The following is a 17,801-nucleotide window of genomic DNA, read 5'->3' on the forward strand; positions in this document are numbered from 1 at the left end:
GGCTGTCAGCTACACAGCCCTCTGGAACTCCTTCATTGTCAACAGCGGCTCATCTGTATAGCACATAACTCCTTCGATCTGTATCTGTGCAGCACACAGAGCCATGATATTCTTAAGTCATGCACTCCACGGCATCTCATGAAGCAGGCCCGCTCTACCGCGCTTTGGCTGATCGGCTTGAGGGCATGATCGGGGCCCAATCCCTGCGTCCCGGCGACCGCATGCCCTCGGTCCGCCAGTTTGCGCGACAGCAACGTGTAAGCGTTCCCACGGCCATGCACGCGTACGCCACTCTGGAGACACGCGGCCTCGTGGAGGCACGGCCAAAGTCAGGCTTCTTCGTGCGCGCGAGCAAAGCAGATCTGGTACGTGCGCCCAAGATCATCGGCAGCTCTCCCAAGGTCACGGATTTCTCCAGCCTCGATCCGCTGGATTCCATCATCGCCGCGCATGATAACCCCGAGCTCGTACCCCTGGGCATGGCGTTGCCGGATCCAGAGCTGCTCCCCGGCGAGAAACTCGCCCGCAGCATGAGTTCCATCGCACGAAGCCTGGGCGCTCGCAGCACCAACTACGACATGCCTCCGGGCAGCGAATGCCTGCGGCGTGAACTTGCGCGACGATCACTCGACTGGGGCTGTGCCTTGCAGCCAGAAGAGTTCATCATCACCAATGGATGCACCGAGGCACTCTCACTTGCCCTGCGTGCCGTGTGTTCTCCTGGCGACACCGTGGTAGTGGAGTCTCCCACCTATTTTGGTCTCACGTGCATCCTTCGCGAATTGCAGCTCAAAGCCCTGCCTATTCCCGTTGATAGCCAGAATGGACTGGACCTTGATGCGCTTGAGGTGTGCCTTCGCAAAAACAAGGTCGCTGCGTGCGCATTGATTCCCAACTTCCACAATCCCGTGGGCTATGTGATGCCTGAGGATCGCAAGCGTCGCCTACTGGAGATCGTTGGCAAGCGGGACATTCCTGTCATCGAGGACGACATCTACGGCGAGCTCAATCATAGCGGTGATCGCCCGCGCTGCCTCAAGGCCTTCGATCGCGATGGCCTCGTGCTGCTCTGCAGTTCCTTCTCCAAGAATCTCGCCCCCGGCTATCGCGTCGGCTACGTCTCCGCAGGCCGCTGGCATGCCAAGGTGATGCGCCTGAAGATTGCCTACTCCCTGGCGAATGCCACGCTGCCCTCGCTGGTCATCTCCGAGTATCTGCGCAATGGAGGCTATGACCGCTATCTGCGCACCCTTCGGCAGACCTACCGCCAGCAGGTGGAGCGCATGCGCGAAGCCGTGGTGCACAGCTTCCCCGAGGGCATTGGTCTCTCGCGTCCCCAAGGGAACTTCGTGCTGTGGTGCGAGCTCCCTCCGCAGGTGGATTCGCTGGTACTCTTCAAGCAGGCCTTGCGCGCTGGCATCAGCATTGCCCCGGGCCCGCTTTTCTCACCGGATGGTGGCTTTCGAAATTTCCTCCGCCTCAACTGCGGCTACCCCATGACACCCACCGTGGAGCGCGCCGTGACCGTGCTGGGTCAACTCGCGAAGCAGTTGGCAAGAAGTTAGCCCCCCCTTGCCCTCGCGCTTGCTCTGTCGCTATGCCTTCGCTGCGGCCGCCGCTTCCACTTCCATGGCTGTCGGCTCCACCTTGGGAGGACCACTGATCTTCTCGGCAAGTCCCTGCACCACCACATACAGCCACGGGATAAAGAACACCCCGATGACCGTCGCTGCCGTCATGCCAAAACAAACTGCCGTGCCCAGGCTCTGACGGCTCGCCGCACCCGCCCCGCTGGAAATGACCAGCGGCACCACGCCGAGGATGAACGCCAGCGACGTCATGATGATCGGCCGCAGTCGCAGCTTGGCCCCTTCCAGAGCCGCCTCCTCGATACTCATCCCGCCCTCACGACGCACCTTCGCAAACTCCACGATCAAGATGGCGTTCTTCGCCGCGAGGCCAATGAGCATCACCAGGCCGATCTGCACATACACATCGTTCGTCAGCCCCCGTATCCACGCTCCCAGGAAGGCCCCAAAGACGCCAATCGGCAGTCCAAACAACACCGCAAACGGCACCGCCCAGCTCTCATACTGGGCGGCCAGCACCAGAAAGACAAAGAGCAGCGCCAGCCCCAGGATGACGGTCTGCTGCCCCGCCGCCTGCTTTTCCTGCAGGGCCGTGCCCGTCCACTCAAAGCCAAATCCATCGGGCAGGTGCTGCTCCGCCAGCTTCTCCATCGTCGCGATGACCTGTCCCGAGCTGAAGCCTGGTGAGGCAGACGCCGTAATCTCCGCTGCACGATAGACATTGAAATGCGGGAGCAGATCCGCCCCGGTTGTATACTCGACCTTCGCAAAGGTGCTGAAAGGCACCATGCTCCCATCCGCGCTGCGCACGTAGATGCTATTGATGTCATTGGGATTCATCCGGTAGGCGGGCTCCGCCTGCACCTTCACCTGGAAGCTGCGGCCAAAAAGTGTGAGATCATTCACGTACAGTCCGCCAAAGTAGGTCTGCATGGCGCCAAAGACACTGTCCAGCGGGATGCCCAGGGTCTTGATTTTGTCTCGATCAAGATCCACCGTAAGTTGCGGCACCCGGGTGCTGAAGAACGTGAATGCACGCGAGATGCCCGGTTCCTTGGACACCGCGCTGAGATAGGAGTCCGCGACAGCCTGCAGTTCCTCAGGCGTGCGCCCACTGCGATCCTGGAGCTCAAACTGCACGCCTCCCGCATTTCCCAGTCCCTGGATGGGTGGAGGTGATGTCGGGATGATCATCGCCTCGGGAATCTGACTCACCTTGGAATAGACCAACGGCACCAGCTTCGCCACCTGCTCCGCTGGATCCTTTCGCTCATCCCAGTTCTTGAGCGAAACAATACACGCTCCCGAGTTCGAGGTGCGCGCGCCACTCAGCAGGTTCAGCCCACCAATGGTGATGACATCGCTCACCCCCGGCGTTTCCTTGAGAATGCCCTCCACATGGCGCAACACCCGATCCGTACGCTCCTGAGATGCTCCATCCGGCAGGGTTGTCACCACGAAGATATACCCCATATCTTCATCCGGCAGGAACGACGTGGGCAGTCGTTTCAGCAATCCCACCGTGCCTGCATAGATGCCTCCCAGCAGGACCAGGGCGACCACACCATAACGGATCAGTCGGCGGCATATGCTCACATAACCTCCGGTCACCCGATCAAAGAACCGGTTGAAGGCCGCGAGCGATCTTCCCACTGGCCCCTTCGGCGGCTCCCGGTGACGCAGCAGCATCACACACAGTGCCGGCGTGAGCGTCAGCGCCACCAGCGCAGAGATCAACACCGAGGCGGACAACGTGATCGCAAACTGCTGGTATAGCCTGCCCGTGATTCCCCCCATGAATGACACGGGAATGAACACGGAACAAAGCACCAGTGCGATCGCGATTACAGGACCCGATACTTCGGACATCGCCCGTTCCGTGGCCTTCAGCGGACTAAGACCACGCTCAATGTGATGTTCCACCGCCTCCACCACCACAATCGCATCGTCCACCACCAGGCCAATTGCCAGCACCAGTGCAAACAGCGTCAGAGTGTTGATGGAAAATCCCAGCGGACCAAAGATGGCAAACGTCCCAATCAGCGAAACCGGCACCGCCAGCATCGGGATCAGCGTCGCACGCCAGTTTCCCAGGAAGACAAAAACAACAATCACCACCAACACGAAGGCCTCCGCGAGCGTGTGCATCACCTCGGAAATAGATGCCGTCACAAATTTCGTCGTATCGAAGCTCACTGCGATCTTCATTCCCGGGGGCAGCGCCTTCGCAAGGTCATCCATCCGGGCCTTGGCCGCATTCGCCGTGTCCAGCGCATTCGCCGTCGGTAGCTGGAAGATGCCAATGAGCGACGCAGGCGAGCCATTGATTCTGCCAAAGCTCGAGTAGTCCTTCCCACCGAGTTCCGTCCGCGCCACATCCCGTATGCGCACCACGGTGCCATCCTGCAACGTAATGATGACGACTTCGCCAAATTCTTCCGGTGTCACCAGCCGCCCCTTCACATTGACGGATAATTGAAATTCCGTCCCCTCCTTGGCAGGCGGAGATCCTATCTGTCCTGCGGCAGCTTGCACGTTCTGTTCTTGCAGCGCTTGAGAGACATCATTCACCGTCAGCCCCAGCTTCGCCAGCTTGTCCGGCTCAAGCCACACACGCATCGAGTAGTCTTTCTGCGTGAAAATCTGCACCGCGCCCACCCCCTGCACTCGCGCAAGCGAGGGTTGCAGGTTCAGAAAGGCATAGTTGTTCAGGAAGAGGTCATCATATTTTCCGTCCGGTGAGCTCAGCGCAAAAACGAGCAGCATGTCTGGCGATTGCTTCGTCACTGTGATGCCGTTCTTCGTGACATCCGCAGGCAGTCTCGGCTGCGCGCGCGCCACGCGGTTCTGCACATCCACTGCGGCATCATCAATGTTCTTCCCCACTTTGAAGGTGACCTTGATGCTGCATTGCCCGTCACTCGTGCTGCTGCTGGACATGTAGATCATGTCCTCCGCCCCGTTGATCTCCTGCTCCAGCGGTGTCGTAACCGTCTCCTCCACCACTTTTGAACTCGCGCCCGGATAGGTCGCCGTGATTTGGACCGTGGGCGGCGTCATTTCCGGATACCGCGAAATCGGCAGGGATCGCAGCCCGAGGTACCCCACCAGGACAATGAGGATGGAGAGGACCATCGCGAACACACGGCGGTGAATGAAGAAGTGGGCCATGGCTGGTGCGGTGAGGGATTACTTGGCCGCAGGAGCCTTGGCATCAGCCTCAGGCCTGGCTTCCTTGTCTTTCACTGGCTCTTCCGTGGAGGCCCTCTCCTTTGGATTCACCACCATGTCCGGCCGCACCTTCTGCAGCCCTTCCACGATGACACGCTCCCCCTCCTTCAACCCCTCGGACACCACATAAAGATCCTCATACCGATCCGTCGTGGTAATGGGCCGTTGCTCCACCTTGTTCCCCTCGCCTACCACGAATACGAACTTCATGCTCTGCACCGTCACCATCGCACGCTGCGGCATCAATATCGCACCCGGGCGCTCTTCGGGACGTGCTCGCACCCGGGCGAACTGCCCCGGTCTCAGCAGTCCGTCCTTGTTGGGGAAGGTCACCACGACTTTCAGTGTGCCTGCGCGCGCATCCAACGCACGGTCCGCAAAGTCAAACCTCCCCATGTGTGGGTACACCGAACCATCCCCCAGGATGAGTTGGAACTGCATCGCCTCGCTGTGTCGTTCCCTCGCCTCGTCATCTCCCAGAAACCGCTTCTGGAAACGAAGAAAATTCGGTTCCGGCACATGGAATACCGTGCGCATGGGATCCACGGTGGACACGGTGGCCAGCAGCGCGGAGGTGCCTGTACTCCCCACGTAGTTCCCCACGTCCACCATTCGCTCACCGATCATCCCGTCGAACGGCGCATTCATCCGCGTGTAGCTCAAGTCCAGCTCGGCCTTTTGGAGCGATGCTCTTGCGCCCAGCACGTCCGCTTCTGCCACCTTGGCCGTGGAGATCGCATTATCCAGATCCTGTTGCGAAATGGCGCTCTGCCTGACCAGTGGCCGCAATCGTTCCACATCCGCATTGGCTCGCGAAAGGGTGGCTTCCGTCTTGCTCACATTGGCCTTGGCTTCATCAACGATTGCCTGAAACGGCTTGGGATCGATTTCAAACAGGAGCTGTCCTTCTTTCACATGCCCCCCCTCGCGGAACGGGGCTTGCGTCAGAAAGCCCGCCACTCGCGCCCGGATTTCCACCGTCTGGAAGGCCTCGGTCTGCGCCACGTTGTCCACATAGATGGGCACGTCCTTCTTGATCACAGTGGCCACCACCACGGCAGGTGGCGGCGGTGCGGGAGGACCCGCCGACCCTTTCTCACCGCACCCGGCAAGACTCAGAGTACCCAGAGTGGCCAACAGTGCGGAGGAGATCGCTTTCATGGGTTTGTTGATTTGAACTCTGCCCCTGAGCCCGGCCAAATGGCGAACTCGTTCTTTCCTTCGAGTGCCATCCCAAGATTGCGCGTGGCAATTCGATGGCTACCCCAAACAGGAGAACCGTTTCCCCGCGCCCTAAGCTACAGGGAGACCCTGGTGAAAGATGCTGGTATAATCCGGCTCTCACGCAATCCTCTCCTGCCATGTTGCAGGTTTCCCGTCAGATTTACAAGCTTCTTCGGGTAAAACGCACGCCTTCATGCGACTGGGTGGTTCCCAGCCGCAGTTCCGTCACATGCCAAGCCTCTACGCTAAAAGTCCTTTCGCCACCTCACCGCTCACATTGGTGAGCCGGAAGTTCCTTCCGGCATAGTTGAAGGTCAGTTTGGTGTGATCAAGCCCCAGAAGATGCAGGAGGGTCGCATGCCAGTCGTGGATGTGCATCGGGTTCACCTCGGCCTTGTACCCGATTTCATCCGTGGCCCCGTAGTTCATACCGCCCTTCACCCCACCACCGGCCATCCAGATGGAGTACCCCTTGTTGTTGTGATCCCGCCCGTCAGTTGCCTGGGCATAGGGAGTGCGGCCAAACTCGCCTGCCCACACCACGAGTGTATCCTTCAGCATACCTCGCTGCTTCAGATCCGTAAGCAGTGCCGCGATGGGCCGGTCCGTCGCCTCACAAGCCTTCGCCAGGTTGTCTTTGAGCAACGCATGGTGATCCCAGTTCGCTGGCGCAGCGATCTCGATGAAGCGCACCCCAGCCTCTGCGAGCCGCCGTGCCAGCAGGCACTGCCGTGCGAACTGGTCCTTCCCTTCGCCAATGCCGTACAGCTTGCGGACGCTCTCCGGTTCATCGCGAATCTCCAGCACCCCCGGCACCTCCGACTGCATGCGAAAGGCCAGCTCAAAGGACTCAATCGCCCCCTCGATCTCCGGCTGCCATTGCTCCTGCTCCAGCTTGTGCTGGTTCAGGCTGCGGATAAGATCGATCTGCGCCCGCTGGGTAGATGAGGAAAGCTTGCCATTCGCGATGTTCTTCATCGGTGGCCCCGGTGTATCATCACGCTTCAGGAATGCAGCATACAAATCAGGAAGCTGACTGCCACCAATGCGCGTACCCTGACAGATCGCAGGCAGGAAGGCGCTGCCGTAGTTCAGGGCGCCGCCATTATCCGCCGGCGGATTCAGCGTAATGAAACCCGGGAGGTTGTCATTCTCACTGCCCAGACCATACAAGGTCCACGCCCCCAGCGACGGTCTCACAAATTGGAAACTGCCTGTATGCATCTGCGCAAACGCCTGTGCATGATTCGGCAGGTCCGTGTGCATGGAGTTGATGATGCACAGATCATCCGCATGCTTCGCAAGGTGAGGATAACGATCCGTGATCCACAGACCCGAGCTCCCATGCTGCGAAAAGGGGTGCGCCGGACCGAGCAGCTTCGCTCCCGCAGAGTCGCGGCCCAGCGTGGCGGACTTGCCGCTGCTCTTGATGAGGTTGGGCTTGTAGTCGAAGAGGTCCACATGCGAGGGACCTCCGCGCATCGTGAGGAAGATGACCCGCTTCGCCCTTGCTGGGAAATGTGGTGCCTTCGAGACCAACGCATCTCCTCCTTTCGCTGCTGCCGTTTGTGCGAGTGCAGCAAACGCCATATATCCGATGCCCGAGGACACCGTCATCAAGGCCTCGCGGCGTGAAACCAGGCGACGCGGAAATGCAGAAGCGGTCGTTTGCATGGCAGTAGGGCAGTTGAATTAAAGGGTGAAGCTAGTCAGCGTTGCGGAACTCCGCTGTGGCCAGCAGCGCCTGGCAATAACTGGCTAGCAAGGCATCTTCCCGAGGGGCCTCGGATGAAGTTCCCGCAGTCTCAAAATAGTACTTCGCGAGCTCCGTCTCCTTCGCATCCGGCACACGATTGAAGCAGAGCAGGAACGCCTCGCGTATGCGCCCCTCCGTCGTCTTCTGCGACGTCGCCACCCGGGTGGCCAGCGCCGCCGCCTGTTCCTGCACAAAAGCTCCGTTCAGCAGATACAGTGCCTGCAGTGGCACATTGGTCACGCTGCGGTCACCAATCACCAGGCTGGGCTCCGCTGCGTCGAAGAGTTCCATCGCGTCCGGCAGCGCATCGCGTAGTACCGGGAGATACACCGAGCGTCGGCGTGAGCCATCCAGATCCTCGGGTATCTTCTTGTTGAAGCCGATGAGCGACACCGAGTGATTGTCGAGTTCCGCGACCAGTGAACCTGCGCGAGGTGAAGGATCCAGCAAGCCGGACACCACCAGCATGGAGTCGCGAATCACTTCTGCATCCAGCCGCTTCTTGCTGACACGCCACAGGAGGCGGTTCTCCGGATCCTTGTGGAAGCAGTCGTCCCGATACGTGGACGCCTGCCGGTAGGTGCGCGACAACGCAATCTCACGAATCAGCGCCTTCACCGACCAGCCGCCCTCAGCGAATTTCACCGCCAGCGAATCCAGCAGCTCCCGGTGACTCGGACGCTCGCCGCTGAAGCCGAAGTTATCCGTAGTCTTCACAAGCCCCGCTCCCAGCAGGTGGCGCCACACACGATTCACCATTACTCGCGAGGTGAGCGGATGCTCGGGGCTCGTAAGCCATTGCGCAAACTCCAGCCGACCGCTCGACCTCTTATCAGGGGCTGATACGCCACGAATCTCCATCACTTTGGGGAAGCCACGTTTCACGGTCTTGCCTGGGTGCGCGATTTCACCGCGCTCCAACAACGCGGCATCCTCAACCTGGCCTGCATCCTCCACGCCCATGCAGAGTGGCAGCGCACGCCCCTGATCATCCACCGTGGCCAGCCGCCCCTCCATGCCACCGCTTTGCCAGTAGATGCGAATCGCATTGGTCAGGAGTTTGTTGAATTCACCACTGAGGTCCTTGCCCTCCAGCTTGGCCTTCGTCACATAGACCTCCTGCTCCTTGCCCTCCTTGGTGAGCTGCGCGAGGTCGGCCTTCAGCTTTGCCACCTCCTGAGGGGTGCCAGCTTTGTTGGGGATGAGTTGTCCCGGCAGATCCGGCAGGCGAATCAGGGTGCCGCCATTGTTGTTCTCGGAATCAATCCACGTGCCGTAGTGCGTCTTGGTGCTCTTGAAGACACCTGCGAGCGCATAGTAGTCCTCCATGCTGAAAGGCTCCGTCTTGTGGTCATGACAACGTGCGCACGCCACCGAACTGGCCATGATCGCACGAGTCGCCGTGTCGAGTTGTTCATCCGCGAGATCCGCGGCAAACTGCGCCTTGCTCATTTCATTCAGTCCCTTCGCGCCGAACGCAAGGAACCCCGTGGCAATCTGCAGACGCGCGCGCTCCGCATCATCTTTGGCAGGCAGCAGGTCACCGGCCATCTGTTCCGTGACGAAGCGGTCGAAGGGTTTGTCTTCATTCACCGCACAGATCACATAGTCGCGGTACCGCCACGCGTGGGGAAAGGTGATGTTCGATTCGCGACCGTTCGACTCGGCGAAACGCGCCACATCCAGCCAGTGCTTGCCCCATCGTTCGCCGAAGCGCGGACTCGCCAGCAGACGGTCTACGGTCTCACCAAGCAGCTTCTCCCGCTCCTGTCCTCCCTTCTTCCACGCCTCCACAAACGTCTGCGCCTCTTCCGGCGCCGGAGGCAGGCCAATCAAATCAAAGTGCAATCTCCGCAGCAGCACGATCGGATCCGCATCCGGCGAAGGTGTCATGCCTTCCGCTTCTAGTTTTGCCAAAACAAAACGGTCAAGATCTCGAATGGCCCAATCGGCCTTCTTTGTCTTGGGAAACTCCGCCACCACCGGCTTCTGGTAAGCCCAAAACTTCCTTCCTTCCTCGATGGACACCGGCGGCATGGCAGCCGTCTTCGCAGCGACTTCGCGTGGATCGGTGGCACCATTCTTTACCCATGATTCCAGATCCGCGATGACTCGATCACTCAGCTTTGGTTTCTTGGGCGGCATCTCGAGATCGGGATCCGCATGCTTCACCGCTGTTAGGAGCAAACTCTTGGCCGTGTCCCCCGGCACCACCGCAGGTCCAGTCTCACCGCCGCTGCGAATGCCATGCTTGGTATCCAGTAGCAATCCGCCTTTTGATTTACCTGATTCCGCGGAGTGGCACTCATAGCAGTGCTCCACCAGCACAGGCCGGATCCTTGATTCAAAGAAGGCGACGGACGCCGCATCCTCCGCGCGTGCGTGGCATGCCACGGCAACCACCGTGACAACGATCACAGGAAGCGTTCCGATGGATTTCATGGTGTTTTCTCCGCTGGCTGTTCCTTCTTCTTCTCCTCCAGCCACTTCTTGGTAGCCTCCGCTGGCCAGGTGTCACTGATGCTGCGCACACCTTCGCCCTGCTTCCAGAGCATCCACTTCGGGGCACCATCCTTCAGCGCGGCAAAAGTCAGCTCAGTCGCGGACTTCCACGACGGCATGGTCCGGCACTGCCAGTCCGGGTGCACGGGTGAAATGATTTCCGTCTTGCCGCTATCGATCTCCACCACCGCCACGGCATCAGTATCGCTTTCCACCACCGCCACCTTCCTGCCGTCCGGTGAAGCAGTAAACCAGCCGAGATTCGCGGGAAGATCTCCCGGTGCTGTGGGCACGGGGGTCAGGGTCTTGCCATCCGCAGTCACGGTGAAAAGCTGCAGCGCCACTTCCAAGCCCTCTCCCTTTGCAGGAAAGCTCACCGGCTGACTCGCGAAGAGGACGCGACCATCTGGCAGCGCGACGACACGTGGCGAAGTGGGCATGAGTGCCAGAGCGAGATTGACGGAGCCCTGCAGTTCATCCGGATTCTTCTCCTCCCCGGTGCGTTCCGATCTCAACGAACCGTCCGACTTGGTCACCTCAATGCGCTGGATACGCTGGAGCATGTTGTTCTCCTTGCTCATCACGGGCGCGGTGTACACCAGTGCTCGTCCATCCGTGGTCCAGTCAAATGCACCAGAGGTTTCATGCGCCACATCAAGACGAGCGCTGCCATCAAGCATGGCGACCACCAACTTCGCGGATTCGCCCTCCGGCTCGATGTGATGGAATGCGACCAACTTTCCAAGGGGTGAAACCTTGGGCTGGATCAACCCGCGCAGGCTGCGAGCCAGTGAGCGCGGCTCACCCTCCACCTTGCCATCCTTGATCTTCACCACAGAGATCTCGTGCACGGAGAATTCCACCTTCTCATCGCGCAATCCATCCACCACTTCCTTGCCCTTGGGGCTCTTCAGCAGTTCAGCTTCGAGCGCATCACGCTGAGTGGCGTGAGCCAGGAAAATCGCGGCGCCCAGCAATTCCTTGTTTTTGATCGGCAACCAGTCGGTCACACTGCTGCTGCTGTCGCCATCGGCTTCCTGCGCGTGTGCCGCATTCCATGCAGCCACAATCAAAGGAATGCTTCTCGCCAGCCTTTCCACCTCACTTGCTTCATCTGCCGGGAGCTTTGCCTTCGCGGCCTCCCACGTCGAAAAGCTGAGCACACGATTCGTCACAAACCCGCTGCCATCCGGTAGCCAGCTCATCTGACTGTCTGGGTCGTCTCCCTTGCCGACATCAAGAGCCAGCTTCACCGGCGCCGAGCCATCGGATTTGGCCAGGTGCAGTCCGTCCCCAAGCGTCACCAGGGCCTGGCTGCCATCCGGCGACCACCAAATGCGCTCCTTGGGCAGGCACCCGGCAAGAGCCAGCGCCATCAAAGCGCCCATCATGGAAAATAGTTTTTTCATGGAATAACAAATCAATGAAACGTTAGTTCTTCACCCTCACCGCACGCAGCGCTCCGCTGTTCGGATCATGCGCGAGCCGATAGCTGGCCCAGGGGCTGTCTGAGCGCGGCGTCTGCGCCACCACATTCACCGAGGCAACCGTGGGTGTCGCGGGAGATAGTGGCTGTGTCCTCCCCGCGAAGAATCCCGTCGCTCCACTCGCACCCAGCAGCACCACAATGGCTGCGGCCTTCGCCAGCACAGCGGGGGTGAACCACCCTTTCCTCACCGCCGGCGCACCCACAGCCGACGCTGGCTTCTTTTCGCCGTAACCCATCTGCACCAGATCCGGATGCTCCAGCACCGTCTGTTCCGTAATGGCCAGTGCTCCGAGGATGCGATCCGCCTCAGCCTGCGCCTCTGGATTTTGGGCAAGGTGGGCGGCCAGCAGTTCCGTCGCCTCCGGACTGAGTTCTCCGAAGTGCCGGTCGATGATCAAGGCATGGAGGGATTGTGCATTCATAAGCTGAGTAGAAGGGAAGAGGAAGGTTCAAGAATCTGTTTCCAGCCGCTCGCGTACGGCGGCCACGGCGTTATGCAGGCGGGAGCGGACGGTCCCCACCGGGATGCCCAGGGCCTCCGCGATCTCCGCATAGGAGAGGCCTTGGGAAAAACGAAGCTCCAGCACCTCCCGCTGCAGCGGTGCGAGGGCGGCGATGGTGTCCCGCGCGGCATCCACCCGGTCATCTTTCACCGCCACGGGCGCGCGGGCATCCGCCATCGCTGCCACGGTGTCGAAGGGGACCACTACTTCGCGCGACTTCCGCTCCCACGCCGCCTGGCTCAGGTGCCGTGCGATGCCAAAGAGATAGCCACGTGCACACTTGAGCTGCCGTCCTTCCTTCAGGCCGCGGGCCATCTGGAGAAACGTTTCCTGCACGAGATCCTGCACCACGGCACTCACCCCATGGCGACGCGTAAAGTAGCGCGCCAGGTCTCCCGCACTCTCGGCGAAGAGGCGTTCCAGCAAGGGAGGTTGGTCGGTCGTGTCCACAGTCGGCAGCAGGGGTGAGAGGTCAGGCGACGGGGCATGCCCATACCATTACGCTCACCCCTTCGTGCGGCCGCCAAGGGAAAAGGTTCATCCGGTTCTGTCTTTTTCCAAAGACCATCCCCTACCTATCCCGTGCGTCACACTCCCGGACGTCCTGACATTCATCCTGCAAGACACGGTGGCTTCCATATGAGGCGCCGCACCAGAACCTCCCAAGCAACACAACCGACCCACCATGAGCTTTCTCACCAAACTCTTCGGCAAGAAACCTGACCCTACTGCCGAGTTTGCCGTTCCCCCCACCCCGGTGAAGCTGGTCTGGGACACCTCTACGGGCTCACTCAATGGCATCCCTCTTGGTGCGCCGGTGTCAGCGCTGGAGCCCTTGGGTCCGTGCCCGGACGTCCGGCACATCAGCGACAAGGCGATTTTCTTTGCCTATCCGCACCTGGGATTGATGCTGGAACTCCATGATGGCACCTTGGAGTTCATCACCCTTTGCATTTCCGAGCATGACTACAGTCCAGTAGGTGAAACGAGCGCGAACGCAGAGCTCACCATCCTGCCAGCAGGAGAGGTCCTCACGGCAAACATGGACCCGGAGATGCTGACCCACCTCCTTGGTGAGTTCGAATTGACGGACAAGGATGAGGATGAAGTCACCGGCAACTTCTGGATGGGCGATCTCGTGCACGAGGCCACCTTTGTGGAAGGAGCCCGGATGGTGAGTCTGGTGATTTACAGGGACGAGTAGCCTCCTCTTCCACTTCCACGCCACGCTACGCCGCAGCGTGGATCTGTTCCGCCACGCGATTCGCAGAACGGGTGGCCGCATCCATGCCCCAGGGCAGATTGTCATAGGCCGCTCCGGCAAAATGAATCGGCCCCACCGGCTGGATCAAATGCGGCCACATCTTCGCCAACTGCCCCAGAGGAAAGGCGTGCCGCTCACACCCAAAGCACGTGGGCTCCTCCTTCCACCATTCATGGACAATGCATCGCTCGATCGTGTCCTTGTTCTTGCCTGGATAAAATTTGCGGAAGGCCGCGAGGGTGTCTTCCGGCGTCTGCGAAGGCATGCCACTCCCCATCAACACGCAGGTCTCGCCCGGTACATCGTCCGCCGTTTCATAGACCAATGACATGCGCGAGTCGCCGGTTTCGAGATTGATGCTGGGCACATCTCCCTTCCAGAATGCCGTCTTCGTCTGGAGCAACACCCGCGACTGCATGCCCATGATCGTGTGCTGCAAGGCATACGCCTTCGCCTCCGGCCACCCCGGCGTGACCTTGATTCCCGCAAGCAGAATGGGCGGAATGCAGATGACCAGCGCGTCCGCCTGAAGCTGCTGAGACTTGTCTGAATCCGTGAAATGCACCGTGACGGAACTGTCCGTGTGCTCGATCGCGGTGATGGGACAATTCCGCCGGATGCGATCCCCCAGCTTCGCGGCAAAGGTATCCGGCAGCACCTGGTTGCCACCCTTGAGATGGAACACCTCCCGCTTGAAGCTGGGCAGACCACGCAGCTTCACAATCGCGGACTGCCAGAGGCGAAACAATGCGGAGGTCTCGCTGCTGAGAGGTGGCTTCTCAGGAGTGGCAATCCGCCCACCGCCGGCAAATCGCATCGCAGCCGGGGATGCACCCGCCTTCGCATAAAGTTCACCGATGAGTGAATGGTCCAGGTCATCAAGACCGACACCGAAGGGCTGGTATTCATCTTTGAACTTCGCGAGGTACGGTTCAAGGAACAACGTGCTGAGCTCCGTCCAACCGTGCTCGATGATGTAGTCCACCTCGCGTGGGGCAAAGCCGAAGGCACGCAGCACTGCAGGATCCTGAAGCTGCGCCTCGGTGTACCAGGATCCATCGATCTTGCGGTACATGTTCTGCCGCCGGTTCCAGGGCAGGCAATCAAGTTTGAACTTCTCCACGTACTTCCAGTACTGGGTATAGCCAGGCTTCGTGAAGTGTTCTGCGCCCACATCCGCATAGAGTCCGTCAGGCAGCGGATCGCGGATCGTTTTCACATGCCCGCCGGTGCGCCTCGATGCCTCAAGGACCATCACCTCATGACCACGCTCCATCAACTCATAAGCGCAGCATAGTCCTGCGATTCCACCGCCGGCCACGATGACCTTCTTGCGCCCCTTGGGTGCAGATGACGGTGACGGAGGTTGCTCCTGCTGTGCATGAAGATTGCCGAGCAGCGTGGCGCCGGTCAGACCGGCCGTGATGCGGTGGAAGTGACGGCGGCGCATGGGAGTGTTGAGTGTTCCGTGAACCCTTCTTGCTTGCTGGCTGGCAGGAAGACCGCGGCATGAGGCGTTCTCACGTTACCGTGAAAGAATGTCGCCATGATCGGCCTTTGTCCTTCAACCGCGATGGCACACCCATCCTTTCGGAGAACTTTTCCACCACCGCTCCATGGTCATGAAAGCCAATACTCCTGCTCTTATTTTCCAAAATGGAACCGCAGTCCTGCCTGATCGCCTGGTGCCAGACGCGGTGGTGGTTTGTGAAAAGGGCCGCATCACCGCCGTAGGCCCCACGCGCAAGACAAAGGTTCCCCGAGGTGCGAATGTCATCGATGCCCGCGGCGGCTACATATCTCCCGGCTTCGTGGAAATGCATGTGCATGGGGGTGATGGCGCAGACTACATGGACGGCACTGAGGAAGCCATTCGCATTGCCAATCGCGCGCACACACGCCACGGCACCACTTCCATCTTCCCCACCACCACGACCGGCTCGCCCGCCCAGCTCGATGCCATGCTGAATGCCTGCATCGCCGTGCGTCGTGACTGGACTATTGCGGATGGCGCACGCCTTCCCGGCATCCACTTTTACGGCCCTTATTTCGCCGAGGATAAAGTGGGTGCTCACTCTCCCAAGGGCCGACGCGATCCCGTGGTTTCCGAATACACCGAATACTTCCAGCGCGGCATCATCAAGATCGCCACCTGCGCCGCCGAGCTGCCCGGTGCCGAAGCCTTCTACAAAGCCGCGAAAAAGAGCGGCTGCCTCGTCACCTGTGGCCACTCGAACTCAAGCTGGACGGAAATGGAGCGCGCCTACCGCGCTGGCATGCGTCATGTGGATCACTTCTGGTGCGCCATGAGTTCCGTGGCCTCCCTGCGCGCCCGCTTCGGCACACCCATGCAGGCGAGCATGGAGGAGTTCGTCCTCATGCATCGCGAAATGAGCACGGAAGTCATCGCCGACGGCCATCACCTCGCCCCCGCCCTTCTGCGTTTCGCGTATGTCATGAAAGGCGCGGATCGCCTCTGCCTCGTCACCGATTCCAATCGCGCCCTCGACATGCCACCCGGCGAGTACCGCATCGGCCCGGAGGATGGCACGATGTTCATCAGCGACGGCCTTGTCGGCCGCATGCCCGGTGGCCCCCTGGCGAGCTCCATCATGGGCATGGATCACATGGTGCGCATCATGGCACGCGATACCAAGGCACCCATCCACGACGTGGTCCGCATGGCCTCTCTCACCCCCGCCGAGCGTGCCGGCATCGCCAAGAAAGTCGGCAGCTTGGAGAAAGGGAAGCTCGCTGACGTGCTCGTGCTGGATCGGAAACTCGGCGTGAAGCGCGTGTTTATTGGTGGGGAGGAGTTTTCGACGAAGAGGCGGGCTTGAGTTCCTCACGGGGTTCTTCAGCTCTCTCGGTCCCCTGCACCTCCCCAGACTCACTGCATTCGAAGTTTTTCATGCACCGCTGCGGCACTCACAATCCGTTCTTCACTCATGTCATCAATACCACGCTGAATGCTTTCTAGCGTCGCTACATTCTCCACTGACTGCAGCGCAAGCAATTCTCGCACATCCAACGTCTGATGGTCGAAATTGCCGGACTCGGATTCAGGGAGAGCGGTCATAGCGCGACATAGTAAAATAAGCTTTCTTGGTCACCAAGAATTTATCGAGATAAAAGCTCCTACTTTTAATCGCCTCCGCAGGCTGCGAATTCCTCCTTGCCACCACCCTCCCCAATCCGCTACCACTCCCCCCATGACACTGACACGCCGCTTTCTTCTCCTCGGTTTTTGTTTGTCGATTGCTTCCACCGCCTTCGCCGCGGAGAAGCACAAGGTCCTCATCGTGGATGGACAGAACAATCACAAGTGGGACATCACCACCCCGGTACTGAAGAACGCCCTCGAAACCAGCGGCGTCTTCACGGTGGATGTGAGCACCTCCCCACCCAAAGGTTCCCCCAAGGAGACGTGGGACTCGTGGAAACCGAAGTTTTCCGACTACGCCGCCGTGGTGAGCAACTACAACGGCGAGCTGTGGCCCGAACCGGTGCGCAAGGACTTCGAGGCATATGTCTCCGGAGGCGGTGGCTTCGTCTGTGTGCACGCCGCGAACAACTCCTTCCCCGAGTGGCCCGAGTACAACAAGATGATTGGCGTCGGCGGCTGGGGCGGTCGCAATGAAAAGTCCGGCCCGCGTCTCTTCATCAAGGACGGCAAACTCATGCGCGATACCTCCTCGGGCGCCGGCGGCTCGCATGGTCCGCAGCATCCCTTCGTCGTCACCCACGTGAACACCGAGCACCCCATCACCAAGGGCCTGCCTACTCAATGGATGCAGACCCAGGACGAGCTCTACAATCGCCTGCGCGGTCCCGCCGAGAATCTCGAGGTGCTCGCTACCGCCGTCTCCGAGCAGACCGCCGACGCCGAGCCCATGCTCATGGTTCTGACCTATGGCAAGGGCCGCGTCTTCCACACCCCTCTCGGCCACGCGGACTACTCCATGCTGAACCGCGGCTTCTACACCATCCTGCAGCGCGGCACCGAGTGGGCCATCACCGGCAAGGTCGAGCAGACCGCCAAGGTCCCGGCCGACTTCCCCACGGCGGAGAAGGCCTCCGTGGTCACCTTGGAGGGCTACCCCAAGCAGCAGCCCCCAGCGCCAAAGCCGGTGAAGTAGGCAGGATGTTTCTTCAGGAAGGCTGGTGGGCGGCTCGTTTTGCGAGCCGCCTTTTCGCAATCTAAATAATCACAATCCGTTGTTAATGAGCAGATAACTCGCAC

At 60.1% G+C, this 17,801-nt stretch carries 13 protein-coding genes; 4 read left to right on the forward strand and 9 right to left on the reverse strand.

Features of this window, described 5'->3' with window-relative positions:
* Positions 1-119: 119 nt before the first annotated feature.
* Positions 120-1,565 (forward strand): PLP-dependent aminotransferase family protein, encoded by a 1,446-nt coding sequence (locus G5S37_RS23765; RefSeq protein ID WP_165207340.1) that lies wholly within the window; start codon positions 120-122, stop codon positions 1,563-1,565.
* Positions 1,566-1,595: 30 nt separating this feature from the next.
* Here the strand turns inward: G5S37_RS23765 and G5S37_RS23770 are convergent, their stop codons facing one another.
* The 7 genes from G5S37_RS23770 to G5S37_RS23800 all read right to left on the reverse strand — a co-directional run bounded on the left by G5S37_RS23770 (position 1,596) and on the right by G5S37_RS23800 (position 12,744).
* Entirely contained in the window at positions 1,596-4,760 is a 3,165-nt protein-coding gene (locus tag G5S37_RS23770) for a multidrug efflux RND transporter permease subunit (protein ID WP_165207341.1), read from the reverse strand.
* 18 nt (positions 4,761-4,778) lie between these two features.
* Positions 4,779-5,981 (reverse strand): efflux RND transporter periplasmic adaptor subunit, encoded by a 1,203-nt coding sequence (locus G5S37_RS23775; protein WP_165207342.1) that lies wholly within the window; start codon positions 5,979-5,981, stop codon positions 4,779-4,781.
* A 303-nt stretch (positions 5,982-6,284) separates the two neighbouring features.
* Entirely contained in the window at positions 6,285-7,718 is a 1,434-nt protein-coding gene (locus G5S37_RS23780; RefSeq protein ID WP_165207343.1) for a DUF1501 domain-containing protein, read from the reverse strand.
* Positions 7,719-7,749: 31 nt separating this feature from the next.
* Positions 7,750-10,242, reverse strand: coding sequence for a PSD1 and planctomycete cytochrome C domain-containing protein (locus tag G5S37_RS23785; RefSeq protein ID WP_165207344.1), 2,493 nt, complete (start codon positions 10,240-10,242; stop codon positions 7,750-7,752).
* Entirely contained in the window at positions 10,239-11,711 is a 1,473-nt protein-coding gene (locus G5S37_RS23790; protein ID WP_165207345.1) for a hypothetical protein, read from the reverse strand. The genes G5S37_RS23785 and G5S37_RS23790 overlap by 4 nt, the downstream gene beginning before the upstream one ends.
* 22 nt (positions 11,712-11,733) lie before the next feature.
* Entirely contained in the window at positions 11,734-12,213 is a 480-nt protein-coding gene (locus G5S37_RS23795) for a hypothetical protein (protein ID WP_165207346.1), read from the reverse strand.
* 27 nt (positions 12,214-12,240) lie between these two features.
* Entirely contained in the window at positions 12,241-12,744 is a 504-nt protein-coding gene (locus G5S37_RS23800) for an RNA polymerase sigma factor (protein WP_165207347.1), read from the reverse strand.
* A gap of 235 nt (positions 12,745-12,979) precedes the next feature.
* Here G5S37_RS23800 and G5S37_RS23805 point away from each other — a divergent pair, with 235 nt between their 5' ends.
* Positions 12,980-13,498, forward strand: a complete 519-nt coding sequence (locus tag G5S37_RS23805; RefSeq protein WP_165207348.1) for a hypothetical protein — start codon at positions 12,980-12,982, stop codon at positions 13,496-13,498.
* Between the two features lie 25 nt (positions 13,499-13,523).
* Here G5S37_RS23805 and G5S37_RS23810 read toward each other — a convergent pair whose 3' ends face one another.
* On the reverse strand, positions 13,524-15,008 hold the full coding sequence (locus G5S37_RS23810) for an NAD(P)/FAD-dependent oxidoreductase (RefSeq protein ID WP_165207349.1): 1,485 nt from the start codon (positions 15,006-15,008) through the stop codon (positions 13,524-13,526).
* Positions 15,009-15,180: 172 nt separating this feature from the next.
* Between G5S37_RS23810 and G5S37_RS23815 the strand changes: the two genes are divergently transcribed.
* Positions 15,181-16,398 (forward strand): amidohydrolase family protein, encoded by a 1,218-nt coding sequence (locus tag G5S37_RS23815; RefSeq protein ID WP_165207350.1) that lies wholly within the window; start codon positions 15,181-15,183, stop codon positions 16,396-16,398.
* A 50-nt stretch (positions 16,399-16,448) separates the two neighbouring features.
* Here G5S37_RS23815 and G5S37_RS23820 read toward each other — a convergent pair whose 3' ends face one another.
* Positions 16,449-16,637 carry a hypothetical protein gene (locus tag G5S37_RS23820; RefSeq protein WP_165207351.1) on the reverse strand — a complete coding sequence of 63 codons (189 nt, stop codon included), beginning with the start codon at positions 16,635-16,637 and terminating at the stop codon, positions 16,449-16,451.
* A gap of 133 nt (positions 16,638-16,770) precedes the next feature.
* Between G5S37_RS23820 and G5S37_RS23825 the strand changes: the two genes are divergently transcribed.
* Entirely contained in the window at positions 16,771-17,697 is a 927-nt protein-coding gene (locus tag G5S37_RS23825; protein WP_165207352.1) for a ThuA domain-containing protein, read from the forward strand.
* Positions 17,698-17,801 lie beyond the last annotated feature (104 nt).

This window comes from Roseimicrobium sp. ORNL1, from assembly GCF_011044495.1.
Lineage (GTDB): Bacteria > Verrucomicrobiota > Verrucomicrobiia > Verrucomicrobiales > Verrucomicrobiaceae > Roseimicrobium.